Source organism: Streptomyces sp. NPDC102360 (assembly GCF_044766085.1).
In the GTDB taxonomy this organism is placed as follows: domain Bacteria; phylum Actinomycetota; class Actinomycetes; order Streptomycetales; family Streptomycetaceae; genus Streptomyces.
This window is the reverse complement of the sequence record NZ_JBIWLG010000003.1, coordinates 280,595-293,754: the sequence shown is the minus strand read 5'-3', so window position 1 is coordinate 293,754 and position 13,160 is coordinate 280,595. Positions and strand designations below refer to the sequence as shown.

Below are 13,160 nucleotides of genomic sequence, written 5' to 3'. Positions count from 1 at the left end.
ATGCCGAGTCCGGCGGCATCGGGTTCAGCGCACCCCGTCCTCGTGCACCATCCAGTGCACGAACCGGTGCAGCGGATACATCGCGTCGTGCGGACTGCCGATGGTGCTCGGCCCGGCCTCGCCGAGGCGTACGACCCGCTGCGCGCCGCAACTGGCCAGCCGGTCACGGTAGTCGGCCATCCGGTCGGAGGGGTGGAAGCCCACCGTCTGCGTGGCGACGGTGACACCGCGCAGCGCGTCGTCGAGCGAGTCGACCCGCACCACGTTGGCGACCTTGTTGATCGGATGGAAGTCCACCGGCTCGTCCGAGCGGATCACCACGCCGCTGCCGTCGGCCCGCCCCCACACCCGGAACTCGTCGTCGAGCATGCGCAGCGACTCGATCCGTTCGCGCAGCTCCATGTCGGGCGGCCGGGTGTCTCCAGTGGCCGCCGCCTTCGCCGTGATGTGTGCGTGCAGCCGCGCGCAGAACCGGTCCGTGTCGGCCTGTGTCCCCTCCACGAACAGGAATCGGCTGGCGACACAGGCATCCTGGCCGAGCACCATCACGTCGGTCGCGGCGAGTTCGGCGGCCCGCTCGATCGTGTCGTCGGTGGAAATTGCCTCTCTGCCGATCATCGAGATCGAGGTCTTGGGGTCGAACGACACCAACTGGAAGCCCGGACCGAGGTATTTGACGACATTGTCGATGGCGTCGCCGCCGCCCCAGGCCACGATCTTGTCGAAGTACTGCGGGCGGTACAGGGCCCGCTCCACGGACTCGTCGCCGCCGCGCCAGTACGCCGCCGACATGGACGCCACGACGGGATGGCCGGGGTCGATGTCGGCCATGGTGCGCAGGATCGCGACTGTCGTGAACGGGTCGCTCGACGACATCTTGAACAGGTTGACCGCCTTGACCAGCGCTCCCTGTGCGATGGACTTCACGGCGACGCCCGGAGAGTTGCCCGGCAGCACATGGATCAGGCGCGGCGCGAAGGCCCGGACAAAGCACCTGCGGCCGGTGAAGTCCTCCTTGGGAACCCATGAGTCCAGCACCCTCGGGTCGGGGAAGTTCTCCTCCACGACGGTGCGCAGCAGCCGCGCGTCGAGGTAGGAGGAGGCGTGCCCGACCTGTTCCGCCAGGACCGGGCGGGGCAGCGGGTGGGTGGCGGACATCCGGTCGATGCAGTCGGCGACGAACGGGTTGTCCGGGGCCCGCAGCCGCTCGCCCGTCGCCACGAGGAAGTCGATGATGTCGGCCAGCGGGACGTCGAGCAGGGGTGGCACCTCGCCGCGGGGATGCACGGCCCGGTCCAGGTCCAGGGCAGGAGTGGCGAAGGCGACGCCCAGGTCGCGGGAACGGTGGGCGATGTCCTGCCCCTCGTACAGCCGCCCGCGCAGGAAGAACGGTGCCGCGACGGCGGCCGGGGAGTGGGTCTTGGCAGCCGTCATGACACACCTCGCACATACGCGTCGACGGTGTCCGCGCACCCGATCTTGTCGTCGCCGGCGAGGTCCGCGTAGCGCACGATGTCGTCGCGGATCGAGGGACCGGCCGCCCCGCAGGCGCACGGGTCGAGGGTGAGGGAGATCCGGTCGCCGGTGATGACACCGCCCCAGCGCCCGTCGAGCGCGAGGTCGAAGAAGGCGGCCCGCCCCTCGACCTCACCGCTCTCGTGCCGCAGCAAGTGTTCCCCGGACTCGTCGAGCACGAGCGGGACCACCCATGGCGGTACGTGATAGCGGTCGCCGGCGCGGCACTTCGGCATGCCGGAGTTCAGCTCCTGCATCGAGTAGTTCTGGAAGTTCCGGTCCGGCGGGATCCTGAAGGTGGCGTGGACGAAATTCTGGTAGTCGGGCGGGAGTTGTGCGCGCTTGAGGCCGCCGCCGACGTAGAGACAGTTGTCCGGGTGGAAGTCCTTGCCGGAGTAGCCCATGTCCCTCACGAGGCGCGCCACTTGGTGCAGCGCGTTCCACATGCCGGAGATGTAGAGCTTCTCCGCGCGGTGCTCGATCAGTGTCTCGGCTGCCGTCGTCATCGCCTTGTCCAGCGCCTCCTGGCGCCGCGCGGCGTTGCGCTCGAACTCGGCGAGTTCCTCGGGGCGCGCGGCGCCCTCGGCGATCTTCCTGCGGAGCAGGACCGTACGGGTCAGCGAGCCGACGGTGATCGGTGGCAGCGGCAGCCGGAAGCGTGGCTTGGCCGGGTCCCCGAACGCGCGCTCCTGCGCCTCGGCGATCACCATGTTCTTCGGTACGGCGGCCGTCGGCGCGATGCCGATCATGCGGCGGTCGCCGGTCGGTCGGACGCCCGAGCCCCAAGAGAACACGCCCACGGTGTCCGAGCGGGACCAGTCCATGTCCCGCTCGGTGGCGAGCAGCATCGCCGACTTGCCGGTCGTACCGCTGGAACAGGAGACGTGGTGGCCGTGCTCGCCGAGCCGCGCGATCCACTCGTCGATCCGGTCGCTGCCGTCGAGGTCCGAGGTGTCGATCGGGGTGATCGGATACGGCGAGACCGTGCCCAGCCACTTCGCGACTCGGTCCCAACGCCCCTGCGTCAGAAAGCTTTCCGGGTAGCTCTTGTAGACGCTGTGCGGGAACAACAGCGGTACGACGTCGGCCAGTTCGCGGATCCCGGAGGTGCCGGACTCGTCGGCGCGGTGACCGAGGAGCTTGATGCGTTCCTTGCGGTCCTGGAAGCGTTCGTCCAGGGCCGCGAGTTGCGTGGCCCGCAGGTCGCCCCCGGAGTGGGTGAAGCGGTCGGAGGCGTCGACGAGCGCGGTCAATTGGTGTGTTGCGGTTGCTGAGGTCACGGGGAACACCCTTCGGTTACACCCATTGGTGAATAGCAACTCGCCCGTATCATTTGCATGGTTCGGGGTCCGGGCGCAAGAGGTGCACTCAATCCCACGCCTCAAGCCCCGCCGGCGTTCGAGGTGCGGGGTCCGGGGCGGAGCCCCGAGGAAACGGCAGGTGAGAACGGCATGACGGACGAGACCACGCCACCCCGCGTACGGGCCGGCCGCCCCACCCGCGAACAGGCCGAGGCCCGCCACCAGGAGCTGCTCGACGCCGCCCTCGACCTGTTCCTCGAGCACGGCTTCGAAGTGACGACCATCGAGATGATCGCGGCGCGCGTCAGCATGACCAAGCGCACGATCTACGCCCGCCACCCGGACAAGGCGACCCTGTTCCGGACGGCGATCCAACGCGCGATCGAGCGCCAGATCGTGCCATCACACGTGCTTGAAGCCCTGGATCGCGGCGAGTTGAGCGCGACACTCGAAGCCATCGCCCGACTCCGCATCGAGCGGATCGCCGCACCGCACGGGCTGCGCCTGCAACACCTCATCAACGCCGAGAGCCACCGCTTCCCGGAGATCTTCACCGCGTACATCGAGCAGAGCACGAGACCGCTGATCGACCACGTGGCCGCGGTCCTCCAACGGGCCGTCGAAGCGGGCGAGATCGCCCCGACCCACGTGGGCCACGCCGCGTCGGCGTTCATGAGCATGGTGGTCGGCGGGCCGGTCCGCGCCATCGTCGGCGGACTGGCCCCCACCCGACAGGAGCTCGACGTGAAGGTCGGCTTCGCCGTACGCCTGCTGCTCGACGGGCTGCGACCCCGATAGGGCTCCGCCGTTGGCGTACGGGAGTCTTACTTCCGTGAATTGAGAATGTTATTCTCGCGGCGCGACGCCGGGTGCGACACCCGGCGAGAAGGAGCCGCCCCATGGACAAACCCACGGATCAGATCCTGTACGAGGCGAAGGACGGCATCGCCACCATCACGCTGAACCGCCCCGAGGCCGCCAACGCCCAGTCGATGGACCTGCTCGACGCGCTCGACGAGGCCTGGACGAGGGCGGCCGAGGACAGCGACGTACGGGTGATCGTGCTGCGCGCCAACGGCAAGCACTTCTCCGCGGGCCACGACCTCAAAGGCACCTCGCACACCCCCGACAAGATCACCCTGGAGCACATCTACGGCATCGAGTGCCACCGATACCTCGGCTACTCGCTGCGCTGGCGGAACGTACCGAAGCCGTCCATCGCGGCCGTGCAGGGCAAGTGCATCGCCGCCGGGCTGATGCTGTGCTGGCCGTGCGATCTGATCGTGGCGGCCGAGAACGCCGAGTTCTCGGACCCCGTGGTGCGGATGGGGATCAGCGGGGTCGAATACCACGGCCACACATGGGAGTTGGGGCCGCGCAAGGCGAAGGAGATCCTGTTCACCGGGCGCGCGCTGACGGCCGACGAGGCCGAGCGGGCGGGCATGGTGAACAAGGTGGTGCCGCTCGGCGAACTCGACGGCGCGGCACGGGACCTGGCGGAGCAGATCGCGCAGATGCCGCCCTTCGGCCTGCGGCAGGCCAAGCGGGCGGTGAACCAGACACTCGACGTGCAGGGCTTCCAATCGGCCCTGCAGTCGGCCTTCGACATCCACCAGACCGGCCATGGCAACGCCCTCAGCGTCGACGGCTACCCGATCCTGACCCGCCTCGACGACATGAAGAAGCACATCAAACAGGCTTGAGCGAGCACGCCGGCATACGAACAACGGGGCCGGCACATGAACAAACAGGTAGGGAGAGAGCCCATGGCTTCGCGCACGCTGCCGTACCCCCTGTTCGACGCGGACAACCACCTGTACGAGACCGAGGAGACGCTGACCAAGTACCTGCCGGACCGGTACCGCGGCGCTATCCAGTACGTGCAGGTGAACGGCCGCACGAAGATCGCGGTGCGCGGCCAGATCAGTGAGTACATCCCCAACCCGACCTTCGACGTGGTCGCGCGCCCCGGCGCCATGGAGGACTACTTCCGGCACGGCAACCCCGAGGGCAGGAGCCGAAGGGAGATCTTCGGCGACCCGATGCGCTCGGTGCCCGCCTTCCGCGAGCCCGCGCCGCGCATGAAGCTCATGGACGAGCTCGGCATCGACAGGACCCTGATGTTCCCCACGCTCGCCAGCCTCGTCGAGGAGCGCATGCGGGACGACCCGGAGATGATCCACGCCGTCGTGCACTCGCTCAACCAGTGGCTCGACGAGGTCTGGTCGTTCAACTACCACGACCGCATCTTCACCGTCCCGGTCGTCAGCCTGCCCATCGTCGACAAGGCCATCGAGGAACTCGACTGGTGTGTCGAGCGCGGCGCCAAGGCGATCCTGGTGCGTCCCGCCCCTGTGCCCGGCTTCCGTGGCTCGCGGTCCTTCGCGCTGCCCGAGTTCGACCCGTTCTGGAAGCGTGTCGTCGAGCACGACATCCTCGTCACGATGCACTCATCGGACAGTGGCTACGCGAAGTACAGCAGCGACTGGGAGGGCGCCGGCGGCGAGATGCTGCCGTTCAAGACCAACGTCTTCCGGATGATGGACCAGTGGCGGCCCGTGCAGGACGCCGTGGCCTCCTGGGTGTGCCACGGCGCCCTGTTCCGCTTCCCGGAGCTGAAGATCGCCGTGATCGAGAACGGCTCCGACTGGATCGCGCCGCTGCTCCAGAACCTGGCCGACGTCTACAAGAAGGCCCCGGAGGGGTTCGCCGGCGACCCGGTGGAAGCGGTCAAGCGCAACATCCACGTCAGCCCGTTCTGGGAGGAGGACCTGGGTGCACTGGCCGACCTCATCGGCGAGGACAAGGTGCTGTTCGGCTCCGACTACCCGCACCCGGAGGGCCTCGCGGAGCCGACCAGCTACGTGGACGCGCTGGCGGGCATGGACCAGAAACGCCAGGCGAAGATCATGGGCGGGAACCTGGCCCGACTGCTCAAGGTGTGACGACCGGCAGGGAGGCCGAGATGCTCTTCGAGTTCGACTCGGATCAACGGCTGTGGCAGCGGACCGTCCGCGACGCCGTCTCCAAGGAGTGCACTGCGGCGTTCGTCCGGTCCGTCGCGGACACCGGCGCCGACCCCGCGCCGCTGTGGCGCACGTACCGGAAACTGGGCTGGACCGAACTCGTCGACCCGGCCGACGCGGTCGAACTCGGCATCGTGCTCGAGGAGTTGGGGCACGCCGTGGACCCGACTCCGTATCTGGCGACCATGACGCAGTTCGCACCGCTCGCCCCGGCGGCGGCCGGTGACGGCGCGAGCGGCGCCGCCGTGTTCTCCGGCGTGACGGCCCGCGCGGACGGCGCCGGCTGGACTCTCGAAGGCACCGCCCCCCACGTGCTCGACGCGGACCGGGCCGAGCGCCTCGCTGTCATCACCGACGCCGGTGTCTTCGTGGTGCCCGCGGAGGCGGTGACAGCCACGCCGCTGCACGTCTTCGACCCGGTGCTGCACGTCGCCGACGTGGCCTTCGAGGGGGTGCGGGTCGGCGCGGAGGACCGCAGCGGCGCCGATCCGGAGCGCGCCCGGCACCTCGCACTCGCCGGACTCGCGATGACGACGGTCGGCGCCTGTCGCCGCATCCTCGGCCTGACCCTGGAGCACGTCCGCGGCCGCCATCAGTTCGGCGCCCCGATCGGCTCGTTCCAGGCCGTCCAGCACAAGGCCGCCGACATGCACGTGGCGATCGAACGGGCCCGCGCCCTGGCCTACTTCGCGATGATGACGATCGCCGCCGACGACCCGCGCCGCCGCCTCGCCGCCGCCATGGCCAAGGCGTCGGCGGGGGAGTGCCAGGCCCTGGTGTTCCGGCACGGTGTCCAGCTGTTCGGCGCGATGGGCAACACCTGGGAGAACGATCTGCAGTTCGCGCTCAAGCGCGCCAAGTCGGGCGAGCTGTTGCTCGGCGGCGCCGCCGAACACCGCGCCGTGATCGCCGACATCGTGGGGGACGGCCATGCGCATCAGCTTTGACGACGACACCGAGGCGTTCCGCGCCGAGTTCGTGGCGTTCCTGGAGGCGAACCTGCCCACCGAGGCCGAGGCCACCGAACGGTCTCGCTCCAGCGCCCACATACCCGAGTGGGCCCGCCGCTGGCAGCGCACCCAGTTCGACGCGGGCTGGCTGCTGCCGGGCAACCCACCCGAGTTCGGCGGCCGCGATGCCACCGTGCTGCAGCGGTACGTACACCTGGAGGAACTCGGCCGGCGCCGCATCTACCACAGCTTCAACCCGCAAGGCGTAGGCATCATCGCCGCTTCTCTGCTCTCCTTCGGCACCGACGAGCAGAAGCACCGCTGGGCCGTCCCCATTCTCCGCGCCGAGATCACCGCGGCCCTCGGGATGAGCGAACCCGGCGCCGGATCCGACCTCGCCTCCCTGCGCACCCGTGCTCAACTCTCCGCCGACGGCGCGTACTTCACGGTCGACGGGCAGAAGGTGTGGACGTCCGGCGCCCACGACGCCGACGTGCTGCTCACCTTCGTGCGCACCGACCCGGACGCCCCCAAGCACAAGGGAATCAGCGTGCTGCTGATCCCGACCGACACCCCCGGCGTGACCCGCCGCCCCTTCGCGTCCTTCACGGGGCCCGAGGACAAGGACTTCAACGAGGTCTTCTTCGAGGGTGTACGGGTGCCCGCGGAGAACCTCGTCGGACCGCTCCACGAGGGCTGGCGGGTGGCCAACGGTTCGCTCGGCCACGAACGCACGCTGATGTGGCTGGGCGACGCCGAGCGCATGAGCGATCTGCTGCGCGACTTCCGCCCCACCACCGCGCTGGAGAAGGACTGGTACGCCACCCTGGTCATGGACCGCCAGGCGCTGACCCTGCTCGGCACGGCCGCCCTGGCGCGCGCCGCCCGCGGCGAGACGGACGTCCCCTCGCTGTCCGTCCTGAAGGTCCTCGGTTCGGAGGCCTCGCAGAAGGCGCTTGAGCGCGCCCTGGAAGCGGCCGGTCCTGACGGTCTCATCCACGGCACGGACAGCGCGCCGTACAGCCACATGAGCTTCGACGACGCCTTCGCCAGCTGGTTCCACCGGTACGCCCGCAGCTTCGGCGGCACCATCGCGGGCGGCACGTCCGAGATCCAGCGCGGCATCATCGCCCAGCGCGTGCTCGGACTGCCGCGCGGCTGAGGAGCGTAAGGGAGACGGAAGGGAGGGGCGGCCCTGCAGAGCCGCCCCTCCCTGATGTGCTGAGCCAGAAGTCCGCCCGTTCAGCTCGCGTACGTCGTGCCGAACGCCTCCAGGAACTCCAGGGTCGCCGCCGCCGACTCATGCGGACAGGACACGGCCACCCACGTCACCCCGGCCTTCTCCAGCGCGGCGAACGCCTCCCGGTGCCGGTCCGCGTCGAGGGCCGGTTCCGTGAGGCCGTCGTCGCGGTACGAGTGCAGCACGTCGACGCTGTCACCGCGACCGGCGGCGGCCGTGGCGTCACGGACCTCCCCGATCGCGCCCGCCAGTTCGGACAGCGGGCCGAGCGTCGGCGTCCGGGCCGTCGTGCTCAGCTCGGCGCCGCCGGACATCGGCATCCAGCCCTGCGCCCGCTCGGCGGCCCGGCGCCGGCTCAGCCGCGAGTTGCCGCCGATCCACACCGGTATGGGCTGCTGCGCGGGCCGCGGCAGGGCCTGCGCCGCACGGACGTTGAAGTGCCGGCCCTCGTAGCTGAACGGTTCGCCGCTCCAGTGCAGCGGCAGCACGTCCAGTACCTCGTCGAAGAGTGCGTTGCGCTCCTCGAAGTCGACACCGAGCGCGTGGAACTCGCCCTTCAGATATCCGGCGCCGAGGCCCAGGATCAGCCGCCCGCCGGAGAGCCGGTCGAGCGTCGCCGCCTGCTTGGCCAGCAGCAGCGGATTGCGGTACGGGGCGACGGCCAGGTATGTGAGCAGCCGCAGCCTGCTGGTGACGGCCGCCGCGTGCGAGAGCGCGATGAAGGGGTCGAGCGTCTGGTGCCCGCCGTGGTTCAGCCAGCGCGCGCCGGGTGACGGGTGCTCGCTGAAGGAGAGCCCGGAGAACCCGAACTCCTCGGCCGCTCGGGCCACTTCGGTCAGCGGTCCCGCGTCCAGCAGGTCGCCGTCCGGTCCGTGCGCCTCCGGGTAGTGAAACAGGAATCGCATCGTCACGCATCCTCCGGTTCTGTGCGGAACTGTCGGCCGTACGGCCCCTGTGGTGGGCCCGTACAGGGTCGCACCCACGCGGGCCGCTTGACGCACGATCAGTTGAGAGAATACCGTTCTCGCATCGAGAGATCGAGATTATCCAAGGCTTTCGGGTGTCATCGGACGTCATCGGGTGTCATCGGACGTCAGTGGCGCAGTCGGACTGGAGGGTCGGACCCCATGCCGCATTTCAAGAAGCCCGCCGAGGGCAGCTGGACCGAGCACTTGAAGATCGGCACGGAGCCGATCAGCTATGAGGACTCCATCTCGCCCGAGCACTACGAGCTGGAGCGCGACGCGATCTTCCGCAGGACATGGCTCAACGTCGGCCGGGTCGAGCAACTGCCGCGCAAGGGCAGCTACTTCACGAAGGAACTGGACGCGGCCCGCACCTCGGTGATCGTCGCGCGCGGCACCGACGACGAGATCCGCGCCTTCCACAACGTCTGCCGCCACCGCGGCAACAAGCTGGTGTGGAACGACTTCCCGCGCGAGGAGACCAGCGGCGTCTGCCGCCAGTTCACCTGCAAGTACCACGCCTGGCGCTACGACCTCGAGGGCAAGCTCGCCTACGTGCAGCAGGAGGGCGAGTTCTTCGACCTCGACAAGTCCGAGTACGGGCTCAAGACCGTGCACACGGAGGTCTGGGAGGGGTTCATCTTCGTCAATCTGGACCCCGACAACACCACGCCGCTGCGCGAGTACCTCGGCGAGTTCGCCAAGGGCATCGAGGGCTACCCGTTCCACAAGCTCACGCAGGTGCACAAGTACCGCGCGGAGATCGGCGCCAACTGGAAGCTGTTCATCGACGCGTTCGCCGAGTTCTACCACGCGCCGATCCTGCACTCCGGCCAGTACATGGCCGAGGAGGCCCGCAAGATCCAGAAGTACGGGTACGAGGCGCTGCACTACGACACCGACGGCCCCCACTCGATGGTCTCCTCCTGGGGAGGCATCGCGCCGCCGCACGACCGCAAAATGGTCAAGCCCATCGAAGCGGCCCTGGAGAGCGGCCTGTTCGGCCCGTGGGACGCCCCGGACGTCGGTGTGGAGACAGCGGACCTGCCCTCGGCCATCAATCCGACCCGCGACAAGCGGTGGGGCATGGACTCGTTCGTGTTCTTCCCGAACTTCATGCTGCTGATCTGGCGGCCCAACTGGGTGCTCACGTACCACTACTGGCCGACCTCGTACAACACCCACATCTTCGAGGGCACCTGCTACTTCGTGCCGCCGAAGAACGGGTTCCAGCGGCTCCAGCAGGAGCTGGCCGCCGTGTCGTTCAAGGAGTACGGCCTCCAGGACGGCAACACCCTTGAAGCGACGCAGACGATGCTCGAGTCCCGCATCGTCGACACCTTCCCGCTCAACGACCAGGAGGTGCTGCTGCGGCACCTGCACCAGTCCGCGCGCGGCTACGTCGACGAGTACCAGGGCTGACCGGCTCAGCGACTCCAGGAGGAGAACCGCATCATGGCGCATGCCACCACTGTCTTTCCCGCCGGCTTCGAGGCCCTGGAGCCGTTCGCCGAGTGGGCCGTCCAGGGCGAGAAGGCCCGCTACGCCAAGCGGCTCGCCAGCACCATGGACGAGCTGGACGCCTTCTACAACGCGGCGTTCCCGCTGCTCCAGGCCAACAAGGCATATCTCGAGCAGGTCGACCTCGACACCATCTCGGAGCAGGACAAGCGGCTCCTGTGGGCGTTCTGCGCGCTGGTGACCGTGGCCTTCCCGGTCGAGGCGTGGCGCCAGCCGCGGGTTCCCGACTCCGGCCCCTCCAGCATCGACGCCGTCGTCGAACCCGCCGTCTGACCGGTCGCCGCCATTGTGTGAAGGAGCCCGCGATGCCCCGCCCGCGCACCCCACAGCCGCCCGTCCTGCTCCGCGCCGCCCGCCTGCTCGACGTCGACAAGGGGGAGTACGTCACCCCCGGTGAACTGCTCGTCGAGGGCGAACACATCACCCGGATCGCGCCCGACACCCTGCCGGACGGCACGGTCGTCGTCCACCTCGGCGAGCTGACCCTGCTGCCCGGACTGATGGACATGGAGGTCAACCTGCTGCTCGGCGGGCCCGACCACCGCAGTCCGCTCATCGCGGTGCAGGACGACCCGGCGGTACGCACTCTGCGGGCGGTGGCCAACGCGCGCAGGACCCTGCGCGCCGGGTTCACGACGGTGCGCAACCTGGGCCTCTTCCTCCAGACCAATGGATTGTTGCTCGACGTCGCCCTGAAGAAGGCCATCGACCACGGCTGGATCGATGGACCTCGAGTCGTGCCGGCCGGGCACGCGATCACGCCCACGGGCGGGCATCTGGACCCGACGATGTTCCAGGCGTTCGCCCCGCACGTGCTGCCGTTGACGGTGGAGGAGGGGATCGCCAACGGCGTCGACGAGGTGCGCAAGGCGGTGCGCTACCAGATCAAGCACGGCGCGTGGGTCATCAAGGTGTGCGCCTCGAACGGCGTGATGTCGCACACCGGCCCGGCCGGCGCCCAGCAGTACTCCGACGAGGAACTGCGCGCCATCGTCGACGAGGCCCACCGGGCGGGGCGGAAGGTCGCCGCGCACTGCATGGGCGAACAGGCGGTCACGGCCGCGCTGGACGCGGGCATCGACTGCATCGAGCACGGCTTCCTCACCAGCGGCGAGACCCTCGACCGGATGGTGCGGCAGGGCACCTTCCTGGTGGCCACCACCTCGCTCAACGACGAGATGGACACCTCGCATGCCGACCCCGAGCTCCAGGCGAAGGCCGCCGAGGTGTTCCCGCGGGCCCGAGCCACCATCTCCGAGGCCATCCGCCGCGGTGTCCGGGTGGCCTGTGGCTCCGACGCCCCGGCCATCCCGCACGGGCGCAACCACAAGGAGCTGATCGCACTGGTGAAGCGAGGCATGTCCCCGCTCGACGCGATCCGCGCCGCGACGACCGTCGCCGCCGACCTCATCGACGTCGACGACCGCGGCCGCCTCGACACCGGCCTGCTCGCCGACGTCATCGCGGTTCCCGGTGACCCGCTTGCGGACGTCGCGGTGACGGGCGACGTCCGGTTCGTGATGAAGGGCGGGACGATCCACCGTGACGACACATCAGCGGATGGCTGACCCCCTTAATCACGCTGCCGCGAACGGCGACACCACGTGCGGAAGATCCGTCGTCGTGCGGATCCCCGGCTCCGCCGCACACACCCACGGCACCGCGTTCACCGCACGATTGGCGGTGTACGAGGGGTAGGTGGCTGCCGCGTTCTCCGGGGCGACGGGGAAGCGGATCGTGACGTCCAGCGGGGCGTCGCCGTCTACGGTGAGGCGCCACCCGGTGTCCCGCAGATCCCAGGACCGGTCGAGCCCGGTCGTGCAGTACCAGGTCGCCCGGAACCGCAGCACGTCACGACCGCCTTGCTGCCACGCCACCGTGACGCGCTGCGCCGCCACCGAACCGGCCTCCAGCACCCCGGCGGCGATCGTCGTACGCGAGAGGGCATGCGCGAACTCCCCGTGCACCTCGGCCCGTTCGACGGGCAGCCCGAGCGCGTCGGCCACCACCCGCAGGGACGGCGCGAAGCTTGACTTCAGCGAGGCGAGCCGCCGCTCGTCGAAGGTGTCGCTCCGCCCGCCGAACCCCATCACGTCGAAGAGCAGTCCGGGGGACGGACGCCGCGACAGGTCGGCGAACTCCTCGATCAGCAGCCCGTCGAGCCGACGCTGCACGGACGCGAGCACCAGCGGCAGCGCCTCGGTGACGAAGCCGGGGCTGCTGCCGGTGCTGTGGATGCTGCTGCCGCCCTCGGCGCAGGCGGCCTCGATCCGCCGCCGCAGGGGCTGGTCCATGGCGTCGGGGTGGTGGAAGTCGGTGCGGGTGGCGACGACGTTGATCCCTGCCGACAGGAGCGCGCACACCGCGTCGGCGTCCAGCTCGCGCGGCGTGTAGAGCACGCAGTCCGGCCTCAGACCGAGCACATCGGCCGGCTCGGTGGTGGCGCGGACGCCCAGCGGCGCGAGACCGCACAACTCACCCGCGTCCAGGCCCGACTTGTCCGCGCTGTGCACGAGGACGCCGACCACCTCCAGCCGCGGATGCTCGGCGGCCCCGCGCAGGGTACGACTCCCGATGTTGCCGGTCGCCCACTGGACGACGCGGTACGACGACTTGCGTCCCGGTTCCGTCATGGCGAGAAC

12 protein-coding genes are annotated in these 13,160 nt (G+C 69.4%); 8 read left to right on the top strand and 4 right to left on the bottom strand.

Going from position 1 to position 13,160, the window contains the following annotated elements; genetic code table 11:
* Positions 1-24: 24 nt before the first annotated feature.
* Together ACIRHA_RS15620 and ACIRHA_RS15615 are read right to left on the bottom strand one after the other, a co-directional pair.
* Positions 25-1,434 (bottom strand): acyl-CoA reductase, encoded by a 1,410-nt coding sequence (locus tag ACIRHA_RS15620; RefSeq protein ID WP_403845140.1) that lies wholly within the window; start codon positions 1,432-1,434, stop codon positions 25-27.
* Positions 1,431-2,795 carry a hypothetical protein gene (locus tag ACIRHA_RS15615; protein WP_403845137.1) on the bottom strand — a complete coding sequence of 455 codons (1,365 nt, stop codon included), beginning with the start codon at positions 2,793-2,795 and terminating at the stop codon, positions 1,431-1,433. Before ACIRHA_RS15615 ends, ACIRHA_RS15620 begins: the two co-directional genes overlap by 4 nt.
* A gap of 171 nt (positions 2,796-2,966) precedes the next feature.
* Here ACIRHA_RS15615 and ACIRHA_RS15610 point away from each other — a divergent pair, with 171 nt between their 5' ends.
* The 5 genes from ACIRHA_RS15610 (at position 2,967) to ACIRHA_RS15590 (ending at position 7,954) form a co-directional block, all read left to right on the top strand.
* Entirely contained in the window at positions 2,967-3,614 is a 648-nt protein-coding gene (locus ACIRHA_RS15610) for a TetR/AcrR family transcriptional regulator (protein ID WP_403845135.1), read from the top strand.
* Between the two features lie 101 nt (positions 3,615-3,715).
* Entirely contained in the window at positions 3,716-4,519 is an 804-nt protein-coding gene (locus ACIRHA_RS15605; RefSeq protein ID WP_403845133.1) for an enoyl-CoA hydratase, read from the top strand.
* A 63-nt stretch (positions 4,520-4,582) separates the two neighbouring features.
* Positions 4,583-5,761, top strand: a complete 1,179-nt coding sequence (locus tag ACIRHA_RS15600; protein ID WP_403845131.1) for an amidohydrolase family protein — start codon at positions 4,583-4,585, stop codon at positions 5,759-5,761.
* On the top strand, positions 5,758-6,789 hold the full coding sequence (locus ACIRHA_RS15595; RefSeq protein ID WP_403845128.1) for an acyl-CoA dehydrogenase family protein: 1,032 nt from the start codon (positions 5,758-5,760) through the stop codon (positions 6,787-6,789). The genes ACIRHA_RS15600 and ACIRHA_RS15595 overlap by 4 nt, the downstream gene beginning before the upstream one ends.
* Positions 6,773-7,954: an acyl-CoA dehydrogenase family protein gene (locus ACIRHA_RS15590; protein WP_403845125.1), complete on the top strand. Its 1,182-nt coding sequence runs from the start codon at positions 6,773-6,775 to the stop codon at positions 7,952-7,954. Before ACIRHA_RS15595 ends, ACIRHA_RS15590 begins: the two co-directional genes overlap by 17 nt.
* Positions 7,955-8,034: 80 nt before the next feature.
* On the opposite strand, the gene ACIRHA_RS15585 is transcribed toward ACIRHA_RS15590, so the two are convergent.
* Entirely contained in the window at positions 8,035-8,937 is a 903-nt protein-coding gene (locus tag ACIRHA_RS15585; protein ID WP_403845122.1) for an LLM class F420-dependent oxidoreductase, read from the bottom strand.
* Between the two features lie 222 nt (positions 8,938-9,159).
* Here ACIRHA_RS15585 and ACIRHA_RS15580 point away from each other — a divergent pair, with 222 nt between their 5' ends.
* The 3 genes from ACIRHA_RS15580 to ACIRHA_RS15570 are packed head-to-tail and all read left to right on the top strand — an operon-like array spanning position 9,160 to position 12,086.
* Entirely contained in the window at positions 9,160-10,419 is a 1,260-nt protein-coding gene (locus tag ACIRHA_RS15580) for an aromatic ring-hydroxylating dioxygenase subunit alpha (RefSeq protein WP_403845120.1), read from the top strand.
* Between the two features lie 33 nt (positions 10,420-10,452).
* Positions 10,453-10,791, top strand: a complete 339-nt coding sequence (locus ACIRHA_RS15575) for a hypothetical protein (protein WP_403845117.1) — start codon at positions 10,453-10,455, stop codon at positions 10,789-10,791.
* Positions 10,792-10,823: 32 nt separating this feature from the next.
* Positions 10,824-12,086, top strand: a complete 1,263-nt coding sequence (locus ACIRHA_RS15570) for an amidohydrolase family protein (protein WP_403845115.1) — start codon at positions 10,824-10,826, stop codon at positions 12,084-12,086.
* Between the two features lie 9 nt (positions 12,087-12,095).
* Here the strand turns inward: ACIRHA_RS15570 and ACIRHA_RS15565 are convergent, their stop codons facing one another.
* The gene (locus ACIRHA_RS15565) at positions 12,096-13,151 is read right to left on the bottom strand and encodes a dihydrodipicolinate reductase (protein WP_403845112.1); all 1,056 of its coding nucleotides are present in this window, start codon (positions 13,149-13,151) and stop codon (positions 12,096-12,098) included.
* Between the last annotated feature and the right edge of the window lie 9 nt (positions 13,152-13,160).

Bases quoted from the DNA above. Each gene is read 5' to 3' on its own strand.
- ACIRHA_RS15590 (WP_403845125.1), top strand. From the start codon at position 6,773: ATGCGCATCAGCTTTGACGACGACACCGAGGCGTTCCGCGCCGAGTTC.
- ACIRHA_RS15565 (WP_403845112.1), bottom strand. From the start codon at position 13,151: ATGACGGAACCGGGACGCAAGTCGTCGTACCGCGTCGTCCAGTGGGCG.
- ACIRHA_RS15610 (WP_403845135.1), top strand. From the start codon at position 2,967: ATGACGGACGAGACCACGCCACCCCGCGTACGGGCCGGCCGCCCCACC.
- ACIRHA_RS15605 (WP_403845133.1), top strand. From the start codon at position 3,716: ATGGACAAACCCACGGATCAGATCCTGTACGAGGCGAAGGACGGCATC.
- ACIRHA_RS15575 (WP_403845117.1), top strand. From the start codon at position 10,453: ATGGCGCATGCCACCACTGTCTTTCCCGCCGGCTTCGAGGCCCTGGAG.
- ACIRHA_RS15585 (WP_403845122.1), bottom strand. From the start codon at position 8,937: ATGCGATTCCTGTTTCACTACCCGGAGGCGCACGGACCGGACGGCGAC.
- ACIRHA_RS15620 (WP_403845140.1), bottom strand. From the start codon at position 1,434: ATGACGGCTGCCAAGACCCACTCCCCGGCCGCCGTCGCGGCACCGTTC.
- ACIRHA_RS15600 (WP_403845131.1), top strand. From the start codon at position 4,583: ATGGCTTCGCGCACGCTGCCGTACCCCCTGTTCGACGCGGACAACCAC.
- ACIRHA_RS15570 (WP_403845115.1), top strand. From the start codon at position 10,824: ATGCCCCGCCCGCGCACCCCACAGCCGCCCGTCCTGCTCCGCGCCGCC.
- ACIRHA_RS15580 (WP_403845120.1), top strand. From the start codon at position 9,160: ATGCCGCATTTCAAGAAGCCCGCCGAGGGCAGCTGGACCGAGCACTTG.